This is a genomic window from Halonotius sp. GCM10025705, assembly GCF_042662885.1.
GTDB classification, from domain to species: domain Archaea; phylum Halobacteriota; class Halobacteria; order Halobacteriales; family Haloferacaceae; genus Halonotius; species Halonotius aquaticus.
In genome coordinates, this window is record NZ_JBHSZD010000001.1 from 1,515,687 (window position 1) to 1,539,387 (window position 23,701).

Below are 23,701 nucleotides of genomic sequence, written 5' to 3' on the forward strand. Positions count from 1 at the left end.
AAAAGCTCAGGGCGACCGCCGCGCCCGCTACTCGCTGGCCGGATGAGCGATCTCATGGGTCGTCTTCGGGGCTGGGTTCTCGATCGTCCGCTCGCGGCCATCGAGCCACCGAACCGTGAGCCGGCGTGGTGTCTGTTTGGGTGTGGTCGCACCGCCGAGACCGAAGTGGGCGACCGGCTCGGATTGGCAGAGATAGCCGCTGCCGGCGTCGATCACGCGTCGCTGGCGACCACGGTCGGTATCGAGGGTGACGACCGCGCCGCGGGCTGCCGCGCCGTACTGGGTTGTTGGCCGCACGCGGAGCCAGTCGTTGTCGGTCGGGGCGTCGTACAATGACAAGGGTTGGGCGTCGCAATCACCATGGACGATCAGCAGTTCCAACCGGCCATCGCCATCGAGGTCGACGACGACCGCACCCGTGCCACGTCCCGCAGGTTCGGCCGCCGCATCAAGCGGGCGAGGTTCCCACTCGGTCGCTGTGGCGGTGGCCGCTCCATCTGCGGCCGACACGTCGTCGACTGCTGCATCGTCGACTGCCGCCTCGTCGACGACCGGCGCAAACAGGCGGTTGGGGCCGCCACACACATTGACGAAGAGCTCTTGGCGGCCGTCGTTGTCAAAATCCGCCGCAAGAACCGTTCGAACGCGCGCCGGATCGGCAAAGCCCGGTGGCGACGCGTCCCTGAAGCCGGTGTCAGTCGGCACGAAGAGGTGGTTCGCGCCGTCCCAACTGCCGACCGCGACAGCGACAGTGCCGTCGCCGGCGTCAACGAGGGTCGCACCGCGGGCATCGGCCTCGGGGGCGTCGACACCAACTGTATCAGCGACATCGACGAAATGGCCGTCGTCGTTTCGGAACAGGCGGTTGGGGCCGTCGTCGACGCCGACGAACAGATCCATCCGCTCGGTAACAAGCGGGGCGGCGAGCAGCGAGCGCGCCCCACAGGTGGCATCCAGCCCGATCGCGTCAGCCATATCGGTGATCTCGCCGTCGTCGCCGAGCTCATAACACCGGGTAGCTGCCCCGGAGCCGGCGACGACCATGCCGTAGCGACCGGTGCCGAAGCGATCGACGGCGGCGACCGACCGGCCGGCGGTGAAGTTCCCGCGGTCGGCGTTGACCGCGTTGGCGAAGGCATCACACCAGACCGTCCGGCCGTTGTGGTCGATCCGGTCGAGTAAGAGATCGGTCGTCGCACACGCGCCGCCGTCGGTGTCGGTGTTGTGAACGTACAGTTCCTCCTCGCCGTCGGCGTCGAGATCGGCCGCCGCGACGCCGATGGCCTGTCGGTTTGCGTCGGCGATGATCCCACAGGCGCGGTCTTGGAGGTGGCCGTCGACCCACGAGCGGAGTTGGTTTGGGCAGCCGACGCCGGTGACCAGGATGATCGGCCCCGCAGAGCCGGGCGTGACCGCCGCGCCGGCACCGGTGACTGGCTGATTGTCGGCGATCGCGGCCGACCGATCCCGGAACATGGCCGGAGGGAGTCGGTGGGGGAATAAGAACGCTCGGATCGACCAGCTCAGCCGCGCAACCACCGCTGTCAACACACACCGGCGGCTGCAACCGTCGATGCTTACATCGTTTCGTCGTCAAGTGTTTCGTTGACAACCATGTGGCCGCGGCCGGTGAGAAAGACGCCGGTATCACCCTCCCGGAGCAGGTCAGCGTCGCGAAGCGGCTCGAAGAGTGCGGCGATGTCGTCGGCCGACTTCGGGAGGACGCTTGCGGGGTCGAACTCGCGGCCGGCGGAGTAGGCGGCGACAAGGATCTCTAACTGAGTAGTCGACAGACGTAGTTGCTCGATGGCCGATCGCTGCTGTCGGTAGTAGGTGGTGACGATCTCGGTAAGACGGGCATGCGCCGCGTCATCCCAGAGGCTAAGAGTCGTTGTCACGGCGCTTGCGGGTGGATCGATATGCCGGATCACCAGGCTCTCGACGGGGGTGCCGTTGATCTCCTGGCGGCCCTCGCGGACGTAGACGATATCAGCAAACCGAAGCGTGATCGTGACCCGCTCGTCCGGCGCGTCGTGGAGACGAATCGTCTCATCGGCCAGCGTCAGCCGCGCGGCGACCGCGGGCACGTCGGTGACGCGGCCACCACGACGAGCCGGGTGTCGCACCCCAACCGGAGCGTCAGTAAGCGCGGCCTCAGTACCGTCTGTTGGCTGCTCAAATAACCGATCCCGCACCGCATCGGCGTCGGAATCGGATGGCATAGCTGCCGTAGAGAACTGAAGTGTATAAACCAGCGGGCAGCCAGACGGAGGCGACCGTACCCGAGCCGCTGCAAGCGGTCACACCAGCAAGCCGCCTCAGTCGCCGGCAGCGGTCGACCCAGACAGATCGGCAACAACACCAGCGTCAGTGGGCTGTGGTTCGCTGTACTTGGCGACCAAGCGATCGAGTTCGGCAGGGTCAGCAGCCCCGGGGAGTTGCTCCGTGGCTGTCGTCGAGGACGCAGCAACACCCAGCTCCGCGGCGACGTGATCGGCGGTTGCCTCAGCCATCATTCGGTAGGTCGTCAGCTTCCCACCGACAACACTGGCGAAGTTCTCGACGCCGTCGTCAGCGTGATCCAGTAGGGTGAAATCCCGCGAGATGCCGCGTTCGTCACCGGTACCGGAGTCTGATCGGTTGCTCTCGTCGGGGGCATACAGCGGGCGGCAGGCCCACCATTTGCGACGGATCTCGTGGGACTCGATGCCGGGTACCATCGCGCCGCACTCCTCGAACATCCGCTCGACCTCCCACTCCTCTTTGGGGTAGTCATCGGGGTCATCAACCTCGATGCTTGTCGTGCCGAGGACGGCCTCACCCTCGTGTGGGATGATGATATCGCCGTCGGAGGGCTCCCGACAGCGGTTGAGCACCGGCTCAAGGCCCTCGTATTCGACGCTGATCATGACACCCTTGGTTGGCTTCATCTCAAAGTCAACGCCGGCCATCGCGCCGATCTTGTCGGCCCACGCGCCGGTCGCGTTGACGACGTACTCCGGCTCGATAGTGGTGTTCGTCTCGCCGCCGATCTCGACCCGCTCGATGCGGCCGTCGCTGACGGTGATATCGGTCACCGGCGCGTTGGTGTGGATCGTCGCGCCGTGGTTGGCTGCGCTTTCGGCGTTGGCCGCGGTAAGGCGGGACGGATAGATCGCCGCGTCGGGGACGACCATCGCCCGTTCGACGCCCTCGCTGAGGTCAGGGACACGGTCGCGTGCCTCGTCGCCGTCGATCAGTTCCGCATCGATGCCGTGTTCGTGGCAGGCATCGAGTTTTTCCTCGAAGTAGTCGGGATCATCCTGTTCCAGTTGGACGAACAAGCCACCGGTGTCGTTGATACAGTGGCCGGCGATATCCCGAAGCGTTTCGTTTTCGTCGATACACTCGACGGCACCCTCGGGATCCGATTCGGCGTATCGGGCGCCGCTGTGCAGCAGCCCATGTGAGCTGCCTGAGGTACCGCTGGCGAGCCCACCGCGTTCAACGAGCGTCACATCGACGCCGCGAAGTGCGAGATCACGTGCTGTTCCAACACCGGTGCCGCCACCGCCGATTACGAGTACGGTTGTTGTCTGAGTCATGGATACAGCTTCCGGTGGGTGTTAGTTTCGCGTGCGCGAACCGGGAGCAACATGTGTATGGTTCCCACAGGCAAAAACCCCAGCATCAGTTATCGACGCGTGCGTTGCTGGTGACTGCGTGACCGACGGCCAACAGAAGCGGGGAGAAACAGCGCTTATACGAGGGCTCTTTCGAGCAGTTCCAGGGGGTGGCGGATCTCGTAGCCCGTCCCGTGGTTCATCTGCATCGCACAGGTCGGACATTCGGTCATTCCCACGTCGCCTTCCGCGTGTTCCATGTGGTCGAACATCTCCGCGCCGATCTTCATCGAGGTCTCGTACTTCTCGGACTTCCAGCCGTAGGTGCCCGAGATCCCCGAGCAGGAGTCACCGACATCCTCGATGGTGACGCCGTCGAGATCACGGAAGAGCTCGACCGCCTGACGGTCGAGGCCCTGATTGCGGGCGTGACACGGTGCGTGGTAGGCGAAGGCCTGCGGGTCAACCTCGCTTTCCTGGATCGCTCGGCCAAGATCCTCATTAACGCGCAGGAACTCAAGGGCTTCCCACGTGTGCTCGGAGAGTTCCTCAACGCCGTCGATATCGAACAGCTCAGGGTACTCCTGGCGGAGTGCCATCGAACAGGACGTACAGGAGGCGATGACCTCCGCGCCGTTGTCGATGGCCTCGCCGAGTTCGCGGACGTTGACCTCGGCCTCACGGCGGGCGTCTTTCAGCATGCCGTTGGCGAACATCGGCGTCCCGGAACACTGCTGTTTCGGGACGAGCACTTCGTAGCCGAACTCCTCGAAGACACGCACCATCGCCTTACCGACCTCGACGGTGTTGTAGTTGGAGTAACAGCCATGGAAGTACGCAACCTGTTTGTCCGGGTTCGAGACTTTCGAGCCGCCCCGCTTTTTCCACCACTGCCGGAAGGTTTCGGTGGCGAATTCGGGCACGTCACGCTCGCTGGGGATGCCCATGATCTTCTCGCCAAGATAGCTCGTGACGCCCAGTCCCATCACGAAGTTGGCCAGCCGCGGCACCTTGCTCCCGATGGAGGCAAGCGTCCGATAGTTCGAGAGCATCCGGTTGCGGAGATACTCCATCGAGCGTTTGTCCAGATGCTCTTCGACGTACTCACCGCGAGCGGTGTTGTGCATCTGGCTCAGCGGGACGCTCGACGGACAGGCGTCGTCACACCGCATGCAGTTCGAACACGACATGATCGAGTCGTCGATGTCGACGTCCTCGTGGCGTTTGAGCCGCCACTGTTCGGGCCCTTGGAACTTCGGCCCCGGGAAGTCCTCGTTGACCTCGGCGACCGGACACGAGGTGTCACAGCTGGTGCATTTATAACAGTTGTCGGCACCCGGCCGGAGATCCATATCCTCACTGGACGGGAAGACATCGACCGGCTCGTACTCATCTACTGCTGTCGTGGCATCAAACTCACCAGGTTGTTGTGCGTCGCTCATTGACTCACCTCTCGTTTCGCAGCTCGTTCACGCGCGCGTTGCCCCGCGACCGCGGCGGTCGTCAGCGAGATGCCGCTCTGGGATTTCTCGGTGACCGGATCTGTCCCGCCGACGACGCCGCCGGCGGCACGGAGATTGGCGAACTCCGGCTCGCCGTCGGCATCCAGCGGGCGCATCCCTTCGTCGATTCGGACGCCAAAGTGGGCGAACGGTTGGTTGCCGAAGGCCTCCTCGTCGAACCAGTCGTAGCGGTCGTCAGAATGCGGGATGTGGCAGTCGAAGACCGGTTCCTCGACGGTGCCATCGCGGTCGGAGTCAATCCCCTTGCCGACGAGCCCGCCAGTGGCGAGAATGAACTCCTCGGCGTGGTACGGCACCTCTCGGCCCTTGCTGTCGACGATGACTGCCTCGATCTCGTCGCCGTCGGCCTCGTAGTTGATGACTGGGTTGCCGGCGGAGATGTGGACACCGGCGTCGTCGAGAGCGTCTTTCAACTGGTCGGCCAGCCGCATCCCGGGGAAGCTCGGCGGGCCCATCGGGATCTCGAAGACATCGACCCCGAGTTCGCGTTCGAGATCGGCCCGCACGTCGGCCGTGTGGTCGTCACCGAGGAAGGCCGGGAAGCCGACGCGCTCGGCGTCGCCGACGTGGGGTTTGACCGCGTCGGCGAGGGCCTGGCGAGCGCCCATCGTTTGGCCCTCGTGGTCGACATCCTCGTTGATATCCAAGCGTTTAGCGAATCGCGTCACCCGGGAGTCGTGGGCGTACTCGCCGGGGAAATTGAGTTCGACGCCCTCGACATCGAACGGCACGTCGGCAGCGTCGAGATGGTCGGCCAGCATGCCGGCGTTGTACTCGGTGAGTTCCTCAAAGCCGACAATCAGCATATCGCGGCTGTCGCTGGCAAGCCCGGCCGCGGCCGCGGCCGGATACCGGGCGGTCGGTTTGACCGCGCCGCCGAACGTCGGCAGCAACGCGTTGCTGTCGGTGTGGCCACCTGATAGGTGTCGCCAACCGCCTCGTCGAAGCGGGCGAGCCCATCGCGGATCGCGGCCTCGCCGGCGATCGAGTAGGGGTGGTCATCCGGCAGTTCGCTGATCGCCGCAAAGGGATCGGCGACCGGCTCTGCTTCGTCGAGATAGCCCAGCACGTCGATCAGCCCGCTGGCGTGTCGCAGCGTGCTCTTTTTGTGGGTGATCAGTCGGACTGAGGCGTCGCCGTCGGCCGCTTCGAGCGCGGCCATCGAGCCGGCAAGCCCGCCACCGATGACGATCACATCCTCGCGGATAGCCATCAGTCGCCTCCCCGCCGGCCGCCGTCGGTTGCCGCCGTCCCAGCCGTTCCGTCGCTCGGTGATGCCCCGGCCCCGGTGTCGAAGGCGGTGAAGTCGCTGATGACGGTATCGGTCGTCGCGGCGTCCTTATCACGGTTCATGGTCGTGCCGTGCAGCGAGTATTTGAGCGCGGCCTGTGAGAGCTGTCGACCCCACATCGCGTGGCGTTCACCCTTCCAGCGTTCCTGGTAGAGTTCGTCCCACGCGTCGTAGGCCGTCTCCTCGTCGTACTCGTCGTAGAGCTCCGAGGCCATCCGGTGACAACAGAACGCGCCCTGACAGTTGCCCATTGACGCACGCGTGCGAAGCCGCACAGCGTTGAGATCCGAGCCCGAGCCCTCGATGCCATCTTGTACCTCCGCGCGCGTGACCGCTTCACACTCACAGACCGTCGGGTTCGGGCCGTCGACATCCAGCACCTCGTCGGTGCGGGAGCCAAGCCGCTGGGCGCTCCGCCGGCCGATCGGCGAGCGGATGCCGAACTCGTCCATATAGTCTCGCAGCACCGAGAAATCCTCGCTGCCGGGCAGCGGCACCTCGTCGGTGCGACACTCGGCGTCGACGCCGAGTTTGTCACAGACGTGGTCGGAGATATCCTCACCCATCATGCGGTAGGTGGTGAACTTCCCGCCGACGATCGAGGTGAAGTTCTCGACGCCGTCACGCTCGGAGTGATCGAGCAGAAAGAAGTCTCGGGTGATATCCGTCGAATCGCTCGTGCCGGTTCCCGGCGGCTCGTACAGCGGCCGGACACCCCAGAAGGAGCGGATCGTGCGGGCCTCTTCGATGATCGGCACCAGCTCTTTGAGCGTGTCGATCATCAGGTCGACCTCCCACTGCTCTTCGGGGTAGTCCTCGGGATCGTCGACCTCGACGTCTGTCGTGCCGAGAATCGCCGTCGTCTCGTGAGGGACGACGATGTCGGCGTCGCCCTTCGGCTTACAGCGGTTGATGACGGTATCGACCTGGCGGGTGTTCATGATCGTCATGACGCCCTTGCCGGGTCGAACCTCGATCTCCTGTTCGAGGCCAGCCATCTCACCGATCTGGCCGGCCCACGCCCCGGTGGCGTTGACGACGTAGTCGGCGCGGATCTCCTCGCGGGTGCCCGGTTCGCGGTGAACGCGTTTGCCCGGCCCCGATTCGTGTTCAACCTCGACGCCGACGACCTCGTCGCCCTCTTTGAGAACATCGACGACGGGCGCGTGTGTCTCGATGCGCGCGCCGTGTTCCTCCGCGCTGGCGGCGTTCGCCACACAGAGCCGGAAGGGGTCGACCGCGCCGTCAGGGACGCGGATCGCCTTCTCGACATCTTTCGCGAGGTATGGCTCTTCTTTCCGTGCTTCCTCGCCCGACAGCACCTCAACCGGGATGTCACACTCCTTGCAGCCCTCCAGTTTCTTCTGGAAGTACTCCTCGGAGTCCTCCGGTCGTTTGACGAAGAGCCCGCCGGTTTCTTCGACACAGTGGCTGGCGATATCCCGCAGGATTCGGTTTTCGATCATACACTCCTTTGCGCTGGCTTGGTCGGCAACCGCATACCGGCCACCGCTGTGGAGGAGGCCGTGCATCCGCCCTGTCGTTCCGTGGGTGAGGTTCCCCTGTTCGACGAGCGTCACGTCGAGTCCGCGCATCGCGAGGTCGCGCGCGATGCCGCACCCGGTCGAACCGCCGCCGATCACGAGAACGTGTGGTTGGCTACTCATCCGTTCAATTCCCGTTTGAACTATAATGACTTTAGTTTACCCCCTAACGACGAGACGGTTCACCAACCAGTCACGATACCAGCATGTCTGACGTTCTATTCATGGGTGTGACTGTCTCGCAAACTACCCGAAGCGGCGGGGAGATACAGTCAAGTTTGGGCACAGGAGTAACATTTATCACGTTCTTCTATAGTGTTTACCCGTGGTGGTGGAACCGGTCGTAAAGAACGGTTCGCCGCCAGCGGGGGAGTGGCCCCCACAAGGAGTGTGGTGAATACACATGTCAGAAACATACGTTGGTTCAATTGACCAAGGGACGACTGGAACTCGTTTCATGGTCTTTGACCATGACGGGAACGTCGTATCGCAAGCCTACGAAAAACACGAACAGATCTATCCGGAGCCCGGCTGGGTCGAACACGACCCGATGGAAATCTGGGAGAACACCAAGCTCGTCATCAACGAGGCCCTCGACAAAGAGGGTCTTGATGCCGAGCAGCTCGAATCGATCGGGATTACCAACCAGCGCGAGACCACGATTATCTGGGATGCCGAAACCGGCAAACCAGTACACAACGCCCTCGTCTGGCAGGATCGACGTACGACGGATCGCGTCGAAGAGATCCAAGACGAGAGCACCGACACGCTGACCGTCGAGGAGATCCGCGCGAAGACCGGCCTCGAATGTGACGCCTACTTCTCGGCAACGAAGACCGAGTGGATCCTCGACAACGCCGACCCGATTAAGCTTCAGCGATCGCGACCGGAAGACGTCCGCGACCGCGCCGAAGACGGCGAGCTCATGATGGGTACCCCGGACACGTGGGTCATCTACAACCTTACTGGCAACCACATCACCGACGTGTCCAACGCATCCCGCACGATGCTCTACGACATCAACGAGCTCGAATGGGACGACGAACTCCTCGATGAGTTCAACGTGCCCCGAGAGATTCTGCCCGAGGTTCGTCCGTCTTCGGACGACGAGACCTACGGTTCCACGGACGCCGACGGCTTCCTCGGCGCCGAAGTGCCAGTCGCGGGTGCCCTCGGCGACCAGCAGGCCGCCCTGTTCGGCCAGACCTGCTTCGACGCCGGTGACGCCAAGAATACCTACGGTACCGGCTCGTTCATGCTCATGAACACCGGCAACGAGGCCGTCAGCTCCGATCACGGCCTCCTTACCACCATCGGCTTCCAGAAATCCGGTGGCGACGTGCAGTACGCCCTCGAAGGCTCGATCTTCATTACCGGTGCCGCGATCGAGTGGCTCGAAGACATGACGCTCATCGAAGACGCTGCCGAATCCGAAGAACTCGCACGCAGCGTTGATTCAACGGATGGCGTCTATGTCGTTCCTGCCTTCACTGGTCTCGGTGCTCCACACTGGGATCAGCGCGCACGCGGGACGATCGTCGGCATGACCCGTGGTACCCGACGCGAACACATCGTTCGCGCCACGCTCGAATCCATCGCCTACCAGACCAAAGACGTCGCCGAAGCGATGGTCTCCGACGCCGACATCGACCTGTCGAGCCTCCGCGTCGACGGCGGTGCGGTCAAAAACAACTTCCTCTGTCAGCTCCAGGCCAACATCATCGGCACGGAGATCGTCCGCCCGGTCGTCGACGAGACGACCGCCCTCGGTGCCGCCTACGCCGCCGGCCTCGCCGTCGGCTACTGGGACACGGTTGACGAACTCCGCGACAACTGGCAGGTCGACCGACGCTTCCCACAAGACCCCGACGCAGACATCGAGGTCAACTACGGACGCTGGAAGGACGCCGTCGAACGGTCTGAAGACTGGGCCCGAGACGAGGGTGGTGACTAACGATGGTACTGAATCCAACGCTTGTTGACCCGACGTGGTACATCTCTGCGTTCGCTGGTGGTGCCTTCGGTGCCGCAATCGGTGCACTCCCGGCATTCATCTTCACCGGCTTCATGGTGATCGCCGGTGAGGCAGCAAATGCGATCGGTGTCGACGGTGCAGGAGAAGGTGCTTCACTGACCGCCAGTGGGTTCACTGGCTTCCTCGGCTTCGGTCCGGTCTTCGGCCCGCACATCAGCTTCGCCGCTGGTGCGGCCGCAGCCGCATACGCAGCCAAGCAAGGCTACATCGACGATGGAAAGAACATCCTGTGGGCTGCCGGTACCCAGAAGATCGACGTGCTGCTCGTCGGTGGGATCTTCGGCATCCTCGGGATGGTCGGCACCGGCCTCGGTCGAACGGTCGGCATCCCGACTGACAACATCGCGCTGATGGTCTTCGTCTCCGCGCTGATCCACCGCGTTGCCTTCGGCTACAGCATCATCGGCGAGGTCACCGGTGACGGCCTCTTCGATGTTGGTCCGTGGGAGCGCGACGAAGACGAAGCACCCGGCATCTGGCTGCCGTGGCAGTACAAATGGAGCGGTGTCGCCATGATCGGTCTCATCGGTGGTCTCCTCGGGACAGCCGCCTACCAAGGTACCGGTAGCCCGCTTATCGGCTTCGGTATCAGTGCAGCGAGCCTCGTGTTCCTGCAGTGCGGCGTCGACAACATCCCGGTCACCCACCACATCACCCTCCCCGGCGCAGTCGGGGCTCTGGGTGCCAATGCCGCTGGCTACAGTCCGACGGTCGTGCTGATCTTCGGTGGACTCTTCGGCGTCTTCGGTGCCCTGATGGGCGAGGTCTGTAACCGTGTCTTCTACATGCACGGCAAGACCCACGTTGACCCGCCGGCGTTCGCAATCGCGGCCTCCGGTCTGCTGTCGGCAGTCCTGACCGCTGCGGGCCTCCTCGGAGACACCTTCTGGGGCGGTCTCGGCGGCATCGGACTCTAAGCCGGCATCCGCCAACCACTCCTTGCTCACCCCGTTGGTGAGCCGGAGTCGCTGACACCCGTCGCTCGACGACGGCTGTTTGGTGATGCGGTTTTCGCTTTTTCACTCATTCCAACGCACGGATCATCCACACTGTAGTACTGACCACGAACCACACCGAGCACTGACCACGCCGGGAGCACACCATGGAACTACACGACCGAATCGCCCGTCGACAGCGTGCCGACGACGCCGACCCGGAGTACGACGCGATCAGCCCGCTGGGCCATCCCAGCGAGCCGGTCGGCCGGGGCGCCGTCATCGAGCAGCTACTGGACATCCTCAGCCCCATCTTCGAGGCCGACCGCCCGGCCGACAGCTACATCTGGGGGCCGAAAGGCGCGGGCAAATCCGCGGTCGTCCGCGCGCTGTTTGCCGAGTGTAGCCGCCAGCACGGCGAGCGGTCGACACAGATGTACACCTCGACGCGGGCAGCCCCGACAACCGAACTCCGATTCCTGTATGTTGACAGCCGACGGGCCCAATCGACATTCGCGCTCTTACACACGGTCGTTGCGGCACTCTCCGCGAAAACGGTGCCAAAACAGGGGGTCGGCAGCGCGGCGATGCGTGACCGCCTTGCGACCCAACTGACACAGCGAGATCGACAGGTTGTCGTCGCCGTCGATCACGTCGGCGACCCCGAGACACTCGACTGTGAGACAGTCTTCGAGCAGTTCGCGCCGTTTCGATCGTCGGTGAGCTGTCTGGCGATCGGCCGCGAGAAGCCGGGGGCTACCGCGATCAGCGACCGATCGACGATCAAGCGAGTCCACGTCGAGCCCTACACCCAACACACGCTGATCGAGGTGTTGACCAGCCGGGTCACCGACGCTCAACTGCGAGCGGCGACGACGACCGAAATGCTCACCGAGGTGGCGACATGGGCCAACGGCGATGCCCACGACGCGCTTGCGGCGTTGTTCGGCGCGGCGGTGACCGCCGGTGCGGATACCGACACCCGGATCGACGACGAGGCGTTGGCGACCGGGATGGCGGCGGTGCCCCAGCCGTGTGTCGCACTCGGCCGAGTCATGTCGCTGCCGACGAGTCGGCAACGCATCGTCGGGCGGTTGATCGGGCTGCCGGAGGCCGCTCGTAGCTCGGTGAAGGCAGCCGCCGAAGCGATCAGCAGCGACGGACTTGATCTCTCGCGGGCGACGATCGAACGCGTGCTGTATGAGCTTGCGGAGGCCGGGATCATCCGCCGAGTGAAAGCCGAACAGCCCTCCGAGACCGGCCGCCCGCCGTCGCGCTTAGAGCCGCGGTTCCCGACGCTCGTCTTCGAGCAGTTGACCGAGACAGTCTAATCCCGGCCCGCAGGCGACACGCCGAGACGACTGTCGCAGTCGGTGCGGGTGGCACATCGGTCGAGATGAGTCGGGCGATTGGACATAATAATCCGATACACACATTTATGTGGCCCATACTGTAATGGTCGTAAGTATGAGTCTACGGTGGATCACGTCTCGTCGGGGTCGGAGGGTCGACACCGGCATACGAGCCGGAAACGGGGTGCGTATCGGCCTCTGTGCGGCCGCACTCGGGCTCGCGTGGCTCGCGCGCGACCCGACAGCCGGCCTCGCGACTGCCGGCCTGTTCAGTTTTATTCCGGCGTTTTGGCGATCTGAACACGATGAGACAGCCGACGAGAACGCGACGACCGACGAACAATCGGGCTCGACCGCTGAGACGGAGCGAACGGCTGCCGAGGACACAGCGACAGCCACAACGGCGGCATCGACCACCGACACCGGCGTCACAATCGAGGGACAGCCGCCGGGCGTGACCACCGACGGCGGCGAGGTTGTGCCGAATCAAGGCGACGACAGCGAGTCAGTCGACGAGTGGAAGTCATTTTGCGAACAGCTGACCGACGCGATGGCCGAGGGTGCTGATGGGGATCTGACCGTCCGGGTCGATCCGGACGACGCACCGGCGGAGGCGACCGAAACCGCCGAAATGTTCAACGAGTTGGTCAGTGAGTTCAGCGAAACGGTACAGACGGTCGATGACTTCAGCGATCAGGTGACCGGCGCGACAAATCGCGTCACCGGGCGGGTTGAGGAGGTCAAATCCGCCAGCAAGGATATGAGCGGTGAGGTCAACGCGATCGCAGACGACGCCAGCAAGCAGAACACCCAACTGGAGGAGCTTTCCGATGAGATCCGATCGCTGTCAGCAGCCACCCAGGAGGTTGCCTCCTCAGCCAGCGAGGTCGCCGAAGCGTCCGAACAGGCCGCCGAACGCGGCGAGAAGGGTCGGGAGCTGGCAACGGACGCGCTGGCCGAACTCGACGATATCGACACCCGAACGACCCGGATGTTGGAGGCCACCCAAGAGCTCGACAGCCGGATCGACGAGATCGAGGAGATCGCGGAATTCATCGGCGATGTCGCCAGCCAGACGAACATCCTCGCGCTCAACGCCTCAATCGAGGCCGCCCGCGCGGGCGAGGCCGGCGAAGGGTTCGCTGTCGTCGCCGACGAGGTCAAAAGTCTCGCCGAGGACGCCGAGGAGGCCGCCGGCGACATCGAGAGCTCGGTGAGTACGATCCGCGAACAGGCCGATACCACCGTCGAGGAGATGCACGAAACCCGCGAGCGGATCGATTCGGGTGTCGATACGATCGAAGGCGCGGTCGAAAACTTCCAACAGATCGCCGACGACGTCGAGGAGACAAACGTCGGCGTCCAAGAGATCAGTGAGGCGACCGACCAGCAGGCCAACTCACTGCAGGAGGCGGCGGCGATGGTCGACGACGTGAGTGCGATCGCCGACGATACGGCCAGTCGAACCGAAAACGCCGCCTCAGCCGCCCAACAGCAGACGACAGCCTTAGCTGAGGTGTCAACCGCGGCGACGACGCTGGATGAACGCAGTAGTTCGCTCAACCAGCTCACAACCAACTACGAGTTCGGCGGCGTGAGCTCGCAGCTGGCCGCCGACAGCGACGTGACCGTCTTCGAGTTCTGGCACGCGATGGGCGGCGACAAGGGGCTGCTGTTGGAGAACCTGATCCGGGAGTTCGAGGAACAGGCCGACGGGATCCGGATCGAGGCGACCAACAAGGGCAGCTACCGTGGCAACTTGGAGTCGACGCTGAACGCCGCCGAGCGCGGCGACACGCCGACACTGTCACAGATCTACGAGATCGGCACCGCAAAAGCCGTCGACAGCGGTGCCTTCGAGCCGGTCGAAAACGTGTTGCCAAGCCGAACACAGCTCCGCAACTACCTCGATCCGGTCTTGAGCTACTACCGCACCGACGGCACACTGTACTCGATGCCGTTCAACTCCTCGGTACCGATCTTGGCGATCAATCAAGATGCCTTCGAGGCCGCCGGACTCGACCCGAACAACCCACCCGAAACCTTCGCGGAGGTCACCGCGGCCGCCGAGGAACTGGTCAACGCCGGCGTCACCGACACCGGGATCACCTTCGCCAACTACGGCTGGTTCGTCGAGCAGTGGTTTGCCAGCGCGGGCCAAGAGATCGTCAACAAACAGAACGGCCGCGCGGGGACGCCTGATACAGCCTTCTACGACAGCGAGGCCGGCGTCGAACTCTACGACTGGTGGACAGGCCTCGACGAGCGTGGGCTCTATCATAACCCCGGAATCGAGGCCCGCGGAAAGGCCAAGGAGGCCTTCCATGATGGCACCGCGGCGATGTTGGTTGGTTCCTCCTCGTCGTGTGGCTCGATCATCGAGGGCGCGGAGTTCGAGACGAATGTCAGCGGAATGCCCGCCGCGGGCGAGCGCGTCGGGCTCATCGTTGGCGGCGCGTCGCTGTGGGTCTCCGAGGATGCAACCCGCGACCAACAGGAGGCCGCCGGCGAATTCCTTGCGTGGATGACCGCGCCGGAACAGCAGGCACGCTGGCACCAGGAAACCGGCTACTTGCCGGTACACGAGCAGGGCGTCGAGAAGCTGCGCAACGACGGCTGGTTCCGCGAGAATCCGGGCCACGAGGTCGGGATCCAAGAGCTGCTCGGCAGCCCCGACACGCCAGCGACCAACGGCGCGCGGATCGGGCCGTTCGATACGGTGCGGACGCTTGTCGCCGAGGCCTACGAGGATATCAAGAACGGCGATACCGAAGAAGAGCTCGCCACCCTCAGCAATACGGTCGAACAACAGCTTGCAAACTACGCCGCCGAGCAAGGTCGGTAACGGCGGCGACCACCCACTACTAAGCCACAGGCAGCCGCAGGAAACGTATGGAACGAACAGTAACGGTTGTCCCGGAGGATGGACTGCACGCACGACCGGCAACCACGTTCGTCGAAGCCGCAGGCAACTTCGACGCCGAGATCACGGTCGAAGCGGCCGCTGACACCCGACCACCCGTCGCCGCCGACAGTATTCTCGGTGTCACCGGGCTTGGCGTCCGCCGCGGCGACGACGTAACGCTGCACGCCGAAGGGCCGGAGGCCGAACCCGCACTCGACGCGCTGGAAAACGTTATCACGACGCCAGCGGGTGAATCCGATCTTGCCGGCGATGCCACCGCGTGAGCGAATGTGAGCCCACGCAGGTAAAACGGGGACGGCGGAGCGGTTTTTTATCCGGGTCGCCGAGAGGCGGTATGGTACCGCCGCTGGCACTCGATATCGACGGCACACTGACGACGCGTCACGACCAGATCGACCCACGGGTCTTTGAGGTGTTGCCGGCGTGGGAGGCACCGATCGTGGTGGCAACCGGCAAATCATTTCCCTACCCGGTTGCACTCTGTCACTTTTTGGGGATTCCGGAACAAGTCGTCGCCGAAAACGGCGGCGTTGTGTGTGCCGACGGGCAGGTCTCGTTTCAGGGCGACCGCGACCGCGCCGAACAGGCGATCGACGCGTTTCGAGACCGCGGCGGCGACCTTGGCTGGGACGCCGCTGATACAACAAACCGGTGGCGGGAGAGCGAACTCGCCGCCCACATCGACGCCGACGAGGAGTTGCTCCGGGCGGTCGCCGAGGAGTTTGGGCTGGAGGTCGTCGATACCGGCTACGCCTATCATCTGAAGACGCCAGGAGTTGAGAAAGGCGATGGCTTGGCTGCTGTCGCCGATATACTCGGGCTGGACGCCGGGTCGTTCGTGGCGATCGGCGACAGCGAAAACGATGTCTCGCTGTTTGGGGCCGCCGGCGACTCCTATGCGGTTGGCAACGCCGACAAGCGCGCGAAAGGGGCCGCCGAGACGGTGATCGACAGCGAATACTTCGACGGAACGCTTGGCGTCCTTGAGTCGCTTCAAGCAGAGGCGTAGGCTGGTCGCGTCCGACCGCGGCACACAGGGTGGCGGCAGCGCGTGATTACTCTGACTCCGCAAACGGGACAAACGAGCCGTTGATGTCCCATTCGTGGATGCAGTAGATGCTCCCGACGCTGTCGGTGGCGACCTGCCACGATTCGGTGTCGGCATCCCACTGTTCTGTCCGCCCACACCGTTCACAAACGCGCTCCGTGGGGTGGCGGAGACTAATCGACATACCTAACGGGGAGTCGTCCACCGAGTTAACGCTTTCTCAGTCGGCGACAGCCACGTCGACAGCGAGTCTCCAGCCGGCTATCGGTGTAAATGCTCAAATAAGAAATGAGATATTCAAATTTATTGGGTTAAAATCAGACAAAATAGAATTAATATACCCTAAAGTATGGCTAGTCATCCCCACAAACCCGCCGTGAGTGTTATATACACAATCGCCATTGTGACTGTATGGCACTCCACTTCCCCACGCTCCACTCGGCAGCAGATACCGGGAGCCGATTTGAATGCACAGACTGCGGCACGCGGCTCGAAGAAACGGACGGCAGCCGACGGTGTCCAACCTGTGGGGCAACCGTCAGAAACATCGCTGTCCCACGAAACTGACCCGTTCGCGGAGCCAGCGGTCAGTCCTCGCTGATCGTATACCGGTAGGGCTGTTGAGCGATCACCGTGACTTCACCGGTTTTCGCCCGGCGGCCAAGCACTGTCGCCAGCTGGTGTGGGCTCTCAAACGTTGTCTCACCGTCATCAGCTTCGAGGGCCGCAAGAATCTCACGCGCCGTCAACGGCTCATCGGCGGCCGCAAGCACACCTTCAACACGGTCGAAATCGCTCGGTGTGGTCTGCATACACACACTTGCAGCGCGATCGGTTTCAATCTGTGTGTGACGACTGTCAGACATCCGGCTGGATGGCCGATAAGAGCGCCAAGCTGGCTGTTTCGACGAAATAAGTTCGTGACAAGGAACAAACCAATAGGCGACGTGTGACCGTCGAGCGAGCGACTACGGGGTGAACGTCTCCTCTTCGAGGTTTCGTTCCTCGCGGTACTGCTCGACAAACTCGGCCACGTCAAACTCGTGCATCTTCGCCTCAAACTCGGTGAGCGCGCTGGTGTCGTCGGCGTGGCTGACCGCATGCTCCATCAACTCGATGACGAGTTCGACGATGCGTTCATGGAGGGTTCGGGAGTCAAAGTCGGTGATCCACAGCAGCGCGAAGCCGACATCCGGCTCCTCGGTGGCGTCGTAGGAGACGACCTGTTCGGGGAACTCCTCAAGGACAATCCCAAGCAGGTGTGGGGTTCCAAACTCCGGCATCTCCTCGCTGGTGGTTTCGATCGCCTCCTGGAGTACCGCGACCAGAAACTCCGGGAGGAACCGATCCGGCGGATGAACGTCCATCACCACAGCATGGGTTGCGCCACAGTCACAGTCGTACTCGCGCATCCCGAGATCGAGATCGGTGACGGCAACCGACTCACCGCAGGGGAGGTCGAGCTGCTCGCCGCGGTCGCCCGGGACGCGTGGGGTAGCCATGGATGGTGTTCGGGTGAGGAGTGATTAAATCCCGTGTTATCGACTGATCGCCTTAGCTGTCGGCGCGCTCGGCGTCGTCGACAGCGTCGCTCAGTCCGGGGGCGTTGCTCGGATCGGCGTCGGCAGGCTCAGCGGTGCCATGGCCGACGTGGAGTTCGCCGTCACCGTCCTCGACGTATACGTCGTCGGCGAAGCCGGCGATGGCGTTCTCGTAGGCCGGCTGGTCGCGTTTCTCTGGCGTTTCAGGGGCGTCGGGAATCCCGCCGGCTGGCCGGAACTCACCGAGTGGGTCGTCGACGCTGATCCCGTAGCGTTTGAAAAACTCCTCGTACCGCCGGAAGTGCTGTTCAAACTCCTCGGCGGGGATCTCCATCATCTCCGTCCAGCCGTGGTTGAAGAAATCGAAGTTGGCCTGAATGTGGGTGATCTCACGGGCCTTGGCCTCCGAGAGCCCGGCTTCGAGCGCGGCGACGTAGGTGTCCATCGTCGCATCAAAGAAGCCATCGAGGTGGTCACGGCGGGCCTCGCGGGCCGCTTCGTCGGCTTTTCCGAGGAAGATGTCCGTGTGCATATCGACGAGCTTGTCGTTGGCGATATCGCCGATCACGGGTGCGGTCAGGGCGTTTTTTGCGGCCCAGTGACGGAGGTTTTGGCGGATTTTCATCGTACGCTTTGTTGGGGATGGATAGGTTTGAAGGCCACGGCACGGCGGGAAAATCGTCAGTGTCGACACCGGAACTCCGTCAGCGTCGACAGTGAACGCCGATCGACGGCGACGACGATTGGATAAAATCGGGCGAAAACCCACCGACAGGAGCGACGAAAAACACGGGTTTGTCCGGTCGCAGCCCCCGGTATGGACGGTTGTCAACGGTTCCGCGTCGATAGCAACCTCCTTTACCCCGGATCACGAACGCGGGGATATGACAGCATCGTACGTCGTTATCGGTGACGGGATCGCGGGCAGCTCCGCCGCGGAGACACTCCGGGAAGAGGCCCCGGACGCCGAGATCACCGTCATCACCGAAGAGGGCGAGGCCCTCTACAACCGGATCCTCATCAAGGAGTACGCCAAGGGCAAACTCCCCGAGGCCCCCATTTCGATCCACGACGAGAGCTGGTATGTCGACCGCGATATCGACCTCCGGCTCAACACCGTCGTCACCAACATCGATCCCGACGGCCACACCGTCTCGACCCACGAGGGCGAGACGATCGACTATGACAAGCTGCTGGTCGCCACCGGCGGCACCCCAACCCAACTCCCGGTCGACAACAGCGACGCCGACGGGATTCATCACTTCTGGACGTTCCAAGACGCCCGGAACATCCGTGAGCATATCGAGGACGCCGACTCGGCGACCATCGTCGGTGCGGGGCTGCTCGGCGTCGACCTTGCGGCGATCTGTGGCGAACAGGAGGTCGAAGCCAACTACCTCATGCGCGGTGACTGTTGGTGGCGGTACGCCCTCACCGAGGAGGGCGCGGAGATCATGCACGACGCGATGCGGGAACGCGGCGTCACACCCGTCTTCCAGAGCGGCGTCGATCACTTCGAAACCGACGATGACGGCCACGTCGAGGCGACGATCGACCCCAACGGCGAGCGGTTCGACTCCGATTTCGTCGGCATCGCCATCGGGCTGAACTTCAACATCGAGCTGTTGCAGGATCTTGATATCGAACAGGACGACGGTGTCGTCGTCGACGAGTATATGCGCACCAGTCTCGACGACGTGTTCGCCGCTGGCGACCTGACACGGTACTACGATACGATCCTCGGCGAGTACGCACAGAATGGCTCGTGGGGGTCGGCCAAGGAGCAGGGCACCATCGCCGCGAAAAACATGATCGAGCCCGAAAGCGACGCCTTCCGCTGGGTGTCCTCGTATTCGATCACACACTTCGATTTCCCCTTCCTCTCGTTTGGCCACCCGACGATCGGCGACGAGTATGTGTCGCAGTCCTACGGCGACAATGAGTGGCGGCGCGTCGCCATCAAGGACGGCAAGGTCGTCGGCGGCGTGTTGATCGGCGATCTCGCCCCCAGAGCGGCTACAAGGAGCTCATGCGCGAGGAGATCCCGGTCGGCGACCAGACGGAAACGCTGCTCAACGAGGAGTTCGAGGCCGACGACATCGCGCCGGTACAGGAACAACAGCAGTAGCGACCGCGCCGGCGAGGCCGGGCCAGCAGCGACAGTCAGTGAAACGAAGCGGTTTTCGGCACCCGTAGGTTACCGCAGGTATGGACGGAGGCAGCGGCGAGATGACCCTCGCATTCGAGCTTGCGGCCCTACAATCGCTGGCGGATCCAGGGGTTGTGGTGACTGATGCCCGACAGTGGACAGAGTACGTCGGCGTCGTCAGCGAGAAGCCGACCTACGTCGTGACGAATTTTACCCGGAAACACCGGGTACGACAGGACTTCTTTTCGGGGCCCCGCGGTGTCGGTGAAAGTCTTGAAAACGTCGCCGAGCAGTTCGAGACCCCTCGGCACGTCTTCGTCGGGACAGACGAAGACGACGCAGCCATCGCCGAGGAGGCTGGCTGGGAGTACCTGCCCTTAGAGGAGGCCGCCGAGGCCGCCGAGTGGGAACTCGCCGCGGAGTCAGCTGACGAGGATCACTTCGAGGGCGAGACGCGAGACGACTGGCCCTAACGGTCGACAGCAACGGGCAGCCGATCGGCACGACCAGAAGATATTCACATACCACCAGCCGATTTCAATCCAGTATGAGTTCTCAGCCAACCCGGAGAGAGATCATTCTCACGGGCGGAACCGCAGCGCTCGTCGGGCTCGCTGGCTGTAGCTCACCACTGTCAACGTCATCACCGGAACCAGAGACGGACGACAGCGACGGGACACAACCGGACGCACAGCCCGATGACTACACCGAAATCTATGAGGCGACGATCGACTCGGTTGTTCTCGTTGAGACCGACGGGCAGGGAACCGGGTTCATGTACGACGACCAGCACGTCATCACCAACGCCCACGTCGTCGGCACCGCACAGTCGGCGAGGGTTAGATTTACTGAAGGCCGGTGGAGCACCGCCAGAGTCGTCGGCAGCGACCCCCACAGCGATCTTGCGGTTCTCGCTGTCGACGATGTGCCCGAGGCAGCAAGCCCGCTGTCGTTTGCCGACGATGACCCCGAGGTGGGCCAACGGGTGCTGGCGATCGGCAACCCATACAACCTCAACGGGACGATGACAAGCGGGATTATCAGCGGGATCGACCGCTCGATCCCCTCGCCGGCCGGCTTCGACATCCCGGATGCGATCCAAACCGACGCCCCGGTCAATCCGGGCAACAGCGGCGGCCCGCTGGTCAATCTCGACGGCGATGTCGTCGCCGTCATCAACTCCGGTGGCGGCGACAACATCGGCTTCGGCATCTCGGCCGCGCTCACCCAGCGTGTCATCCCCGAGTTGCTCACCACCGGCGACTACGAGCACGCCTACATGGGCGTCTCCTTCGAGGACGTGACGCCAACGGTCGCCCGGGTCAACGATCTGCCAGCCTCTCGTGGGCTACTCGTCGTTGGCGTCGCACCCGGCGGCCCAAGCGACGGTCGACTGCAACCAAGCAGCGAGATATCGATCGTCGACGGCGAGCGTGTCCCCGTCGGCGGCGACGTGATCCGCGCGGTCGACGACACCACAATCGAAACGAGCGAGGCGTTAGGGAGCTATCTCGCCTTGGAGACCAACCCCGGTGAGACGGTCGATGTGACGGTGTTGCGGGATGGCCGTGAACAAACCGTGCAGATCGAACTTGGAACACGCCCGACTGGGGTATAGGGAGCCATCCAGCACGCGGCGCACCCGCTGAGTAAACAGTATTAACACCCCCGACACGGAAGCCGAGGGTAATGCTCGGTGGCCTGTTGCCCGCGTCGCCGGCCGTCGCCGTCGGGATGATCGTCGTCACAACCGCGGTCATCTGGGTCGGCAGCGGCTGGCTGGAATCATCCGCCGAACAGCTGTCGGCGCACTACGGGCTGCCGCCGGTCATCCAGGGGTCGATCGTCGTCGCCGTCGGTTCAAGCTTTCCGGAGCTCTCCAGTGTCGTCTTCACCGCACTCGCTGGCGTGTTCGATATGGGCGTCGGCGGGATCGTCGGCTCGGCCATCTTCAACATTCTTGTGATCCCCGCGTTAGCCGGACTGGCGGCGACCGGAAACCTCGAAACAAACCGCGAACTCGTCTACAAGGAGGCCCAATTCTACATGATCGCCGTCTCGGCGTTGGTGATCACCTTTGCGCTTGGCGTGATCTACATTCCGGCCCCCGAGACACCGCCGCTTGTCGGGCAGATCACCCGCCCGCTGGCGATGCTGCCGCTGTTGCTGTATGGGCTGTATCTCTTCATCCAGTGGCAGGATGTCAGCGAATACACCGGCGACGTCGAGCTCAGCGATGCGATCGGTCGGCAGTGGGCGACGCTGGCCGGTGGGTTGCTGTTGATTCTGGTCGGCGTCGAACAGCTTGTGAGTGCTGTTGAGATCCTTACGCATACCTTCGGGATCCCGGAGTTTCTCGCCGGCGTGACGATCATCGCCGCGGTGACAAGCCTACCGGATACGCTGGTCAGCGTGCGGGCCGCCCGCGAGGGGAGAGGGCTGACCAGCCTCGGCAACGTCTTGGGCTCAAACACGTTTGATCTCCTGGTGGCGATCCCGATCGGCGTGTTGCTCATCGGCACCGTCTCGATCAACTTCGCCGTCGCCGTCCCGATGTTTGGCGTGCTCACGCTGGCGACCGTGCTATTGTTTGGATTCCTTCGCACCGATCTCTCGTTGACAACGCCGGAGGCGTACGCACTGCTTGTCGCCTATGGGCTCTTTGTCGTGTGGGTGATCGCCGAAACCATCGGCGTCATCAACCTCGTTGCGGCGACGTAGGCGGTGGGCGGCACACTGTGGTCGTCGCTGACGGTTGTGTCCGACCCATTCAGGGCACCGAAAGTCCTAATCAGGCGACACGCCTATCAGGGTTAATGAGTCACCAGCTGCCCGATGTCCAGGCCACCCAGCCGGATGTGGCCGTCGGGCTCAGTCAGGTTGGCGTAACAGGTGTCGAAAAACTGGTCAAACTTGCACGCGAGGACAAACGGCCGATCGTCCTCATGGCCGAGTTCGAGGTCTTTGTCGATCTGCCAGGCGGCCGCAAAGGAATCGATATGAGCCGCAACATGGAGGTCGTCGACGAGATCTTAGAGGAGACAACCGAAACCGAGGCCTACCGCGTCGAGGATGTCTGTGGGGAGGCCGCCGAACGCCTGCTGTCGAAACACGACTACACCTCGACGGCGACCGTTGAGATGACCGCCGACCTCGTGACAAAAGAGGAAACGCCGGCCAGCGGGAAACCGACCCAAAACACCGCGACGATCATCGCCAGTGCGACCGCCACCGACGACGGCACACACGAGGAGATCGGCGCAGAGGTTACGGGGATGACCGTCTGTCCCTGCTCACAGGGGATGTCCGAATCACGCGCCCGCGAGAAGCTCCAAGAGCTCGATGTCGAACGCGAGGTTATCGACGAGTTCCTCGATACCGTTCCCCAGCCCGGCCACTCACAGCGCGGCCACGCGACGCTGACGATCACCAGCGAGGGCAGCCCCGACGTCGACCTCGGCGACATCATCGACATCGCCCGCGATGCGATGAGCGCGCGGATCTACAACATGGCGAAACGGCCCGACGAGGATCATATGACCTTCGCCGCTCACTCCGATGCCAAGTTCGTCGAAGACTGTGTCCGTTCCTTAGCGGAGGGCGCCGTCGAGCAGTTCGACCAGCTCTCTGACGACGCTGTCGTCTACATCCGCCAGTCGAACGATGAATCGATCCACCAACACAACGCCCACGCCGAACGCGAGGTCACAATCGGACAGCTGCGGGCGGAGCTCAGCGGCACAAGCGATCAATAG

General features: G+C 63.3%; 20 protein-coding genes and 2 pseudogenes. 12 read left to right on the top strand and 10 right to left on the bottom strand.

Annotated elements, in window-relative coordinates; translation table 11 throughout:
- Positions 1-27: 27 nt before the first annotated feature.
- From ACFQJB_RS08515 to glpA, 6 genes and pseudogenes are all read right to left on the bottom strand, one after another.
- Positions 28-1,476, bottom strand: coding sequence for a CRTAC1 family protein (locus ACFQJB_RS08515; RefSeq protein ID WP_379726172.1), 1,449 nt, complete (start codon positions 1,474-1,476; stop codon positions 28-30).
- A 101-nt stretch (positions 1,477-1,577) separates the two neighbouring features.
- Positions 1,578-2,222, bottom strand: a complete 645-nt coding sequence (locus ACFQJB_RS08520; protein WP_379726175.1) for a CheF family chemotaxis protein — start codon at positions 2,220-2,222, stop codon at positions 1,578-1,580.
- A 96-nt stretch (positions 2,223-2,318) separates the two neighbouring features.
- On the bottom strand, positions 2,319-3,584 hold the full coding sequence (locus tag ACFQJB_RS08525) for an FAD-dependent oxidoreductase (protein WP_379726178.1): 1,266 nt from the start codon (positions 3,582-3,584) through the stop codon (positions 2,319-2,321).
- A 155-nt stretch (positions 3,585-3,739) separates the two neighbouring features.
- Positions 3,740-5,044, bottom strand: a complete 1,305-nt coding sequence (locus ACFQJB_RS08530; protein WP_379726182.1) for an anaerobic glycerol-3-phosphate dehydrogenase subunit C — start codon at positions 5,042-5,044, stop codon at positions 3,740-3,742.
- Positions 5,041-6,338: pseudogene (glpB, locus tag ACFQJB_RS08535) on the bottom strand (glycerol-3-phosphate dehydrogenase subunit GlpB). Before glpB ends, ACFQJB_RS08530 begins: the two are co-directional and overlap by 4 nt.
- Positions 6,338-8,083 carry an anaerobic glycerol-3-phosphate dehydrogenase subunit GlpA gene (gene glpA / locus ACFQJB_RS08540; protein ID WP_379726185.1) on the bottom strand — a complete coding sequence of 582 codons (1,746 nt, stop codon included), beginning with the start codon at positions 8,081-8,083 and terminating at the stop codon, positions 6,338-6,340. Before glpA ends, glpB begins: the two are co-directional and overlap by 1 nt.
- A gap of 280 nt (positions 8,084-8,363) precedes the next feature.
- Here glpA and glpK point away from each other — a divergent pair, with 280 nt between their 5' ends.
- The 6 genes from glpK to ACFQJB_RS08570 all read left to right on the top strand — a co-directional run bounded on the left by glpK (position 8,364) and on the right by ACFQJB_RS08570 (position 16,217).
- Positions 8,364-9,914, top strand: a complete 1,551-nt coding sequence (gene glpK / locus ACFQJB_RS08545; protein WP_379726188.1) for a glycerol kinase GlpK — start codon at positions 8,364-8,366, stop codon at positions 9,912-9,914.
- 2 nt (positions 9,915-9,916) lie between these two features.
- Complete coding sequence (locus tag ACFQJB_RS08550) at positions 9,917-10,912, top strand: hypothetical protein (protein ID WP_142443176.1); 996 nt, start codon at positions 9,917-9,919, stop codon at positions 10,910-10,912.
- A 185-nt stretch (positions 10,913-11,097) separates the two neighbouring features.
- A complete protein-coding gene (locus ACFQJB_RS08555) occupies positions 11,098-12,261 on the top strand; it encodes a Cdc6/Cdc18 family protein (protein WP_379726192.1) in 1,164 nt (387 codons plus the stop codon).
- Positions 12,262-12,397: 136 nt separating this feature from the next.
- Positions 12,398-15,127: an extracellular solute-binding protein gene (locus ACFQJB_RS08560; RefSeq protein ID WP_379726195.1), complete on the top strand. Its 2,730-nt coding sequence runs from the start codon at positions 12,398-12,400 to the stop codon at positions 15,125-15,127.
- A gap of 47 nt (positions 15,128-15,174) precedes the next feature.
- A complete protein-coding gene (locus ACFQJB_RS08565) occupies positions 15,175-15,471 on the top strand; it encodes an HPr family phosphocarrier protein (RefSeq protein ID WP_379726198.1) in 297 nt (98 codons plus the stop codon).
- A gap of 71 nt (positions 15,472-15,542) precedes the next feature.
- Complete coding sequence (locus ACFQJB_RS08570; protein WP_379726201.1) at positions 15,543-16,217, top strand: phosphoglycolate phosphatase; 675 nt, start codon at positions 15,543-15,545, stop codon at positions 16,215-16,217.
- 46 nt (positions 16,218-16,263) lie between these two features.
- On the opposite strand, the gene ACFQJB_RS08575 is transcribed toward ACFQJB_RS08570, so the two are convergent.
- Positions 16,264-16,440 (bottom strand): HEWD family protein, encoded by a 177-nt coding sequence (locus ACFQJB_RS08575; RefSeq protein WP_165853296.1) that lies wholly within the window; start codon positions 16,438-16,440, stop codon positions 16,264-16,266.
- A gap of 227 nt (positions 16,441-16,667) precedes the next feature.
- On the opposite strand from ACFQJB_RS08575, the gene ACFQJB_RS08580 reads away from it, so the two are divergent.
- Positions 16,668-16,823 carry a rubrerythrin-like domain-containing protein gene (locus tag ACFQJB_RS08580; protein WP_120103169.1) on the top strand — a complete coding sequence of 52 codons (156 nt, stop codon included), beginning with the start codon at positions 16,668-16,670 and terminating at the stop codon, positions 16,821-16,823.
- 20 nt (positions 16,824-16,843) lie between these two features.
- On the opposite strand, the gene ACFQJB_RS08585 is transcribed toward ACFQJB_RS08580, so the two are convergent.
- The 3 genes from ACFQJB_RS08585 to ACFQJB_RS08595 all read right to left on the bottom strand — a co-directional run bounded on the left by ACFQJB_RS08585 (position 16,844) and on the right by ACFQJB_RS08595 (position 18,422).
- The gene (locus tag ACFQJB_RS08585; RefSeq protein WP_120103170.1) at positions 16,844-17,068 is read right to left on the bottom strand and encodes a hypothetical protein; all 225 of its coding nucleotides are present in this window, start codon (positions 17,066-17,068) and stop codon (positions 16,844-16,846) included.
- A 156-nt stretch (positions 17,069-17,224) separates the two neighbouring features.
- The gene (locus ACFQJB_RS08590) at positions 17,225-17,758 is read right to left on the bottom strand and encodes a DUF5815 family protein (RefSeq protein ID WP_120103171.1); all 534 of its coding nucleotides are present in this window, start codon (positions 17,756-17,758) and stop codon (positions 17,225-17,227) included.
- A gap of 52 nt (positions 17,759-17,810) precedes the next feature.
- Positions 17,811-18,422, bottom strand: coding sequence for a DUF6149 family protein (locus ACFQJB_RS08595; protein WP_120103172.1), 612 nt, complete (start codon positions 18,420-18,422; stop codon positions 17,811-17,813).
- A 259-nt stretch (positions 18,423-18,681) separates the two neighbouring features.
- Here ACFQJB_RS08595 and ACFQJB_RS08600 point away from each other — a divergent pair.
- The 5 genes and pseudogenes from ACFQJB_RS08600 (at position 18,682) to mptA (ending at position 23,701) form a co-directional block, all read left to right on the top strand.
- Positions 18,682-19,925, top strand: a pseudogene (locus ACFQJB_RS08600) (NAD(P)/FAD-dependent oxidoreductase).
- An 80-nt stretch (positions 19,926-20,005) separates the two neighbouring features.
- On the top strand, positions 20,006-20,419 hold the full coding sequence (locus tag ACFQJB_RS08605; protein ID WP_379726206.1) for a DUF7124 domain-containing protein: 414 nt from the start codon (positions 20,006-20,008) through the stop codon (positions 20,417-20,419).
- Between the two features lie 74 nt (positions 20,420-20,493).
- A complete protein-coding gene (locus ACFQJB_RS08610; protein WP_379726209.1) occupies positions 20,494-21,564 on the top strand; it encodes a S1C family serine protease in 1,071 nt (356 codons plus the stop codon).
- Positions 21,565-21,635: 71 nt separating this feature from the next.
- A complete protein-coding gene (locus ACFQJB_RS08615) occupies positions 21,636-22,667 on the top strand; it encodes a sodium:calcium antiporter (protein ID WP_379726212.1) in 1,032 nt (343 codons plus the stop codon).
- Positions 22,668-22,762: 95 nt separating this feature from the next.
- Positions 22,763-23,701 carry a GTP cyclohydrolase MptA gene (gene mptA / locus ACFQJB_RS08620; protein WP_379726215.1) on the top strand — a complete coding sequence of 313 codons (939 nt, stop codon included), beginning with the start codon at positions 22,763-22,765 and terminating at the stop codon, positions 23,699-23,701.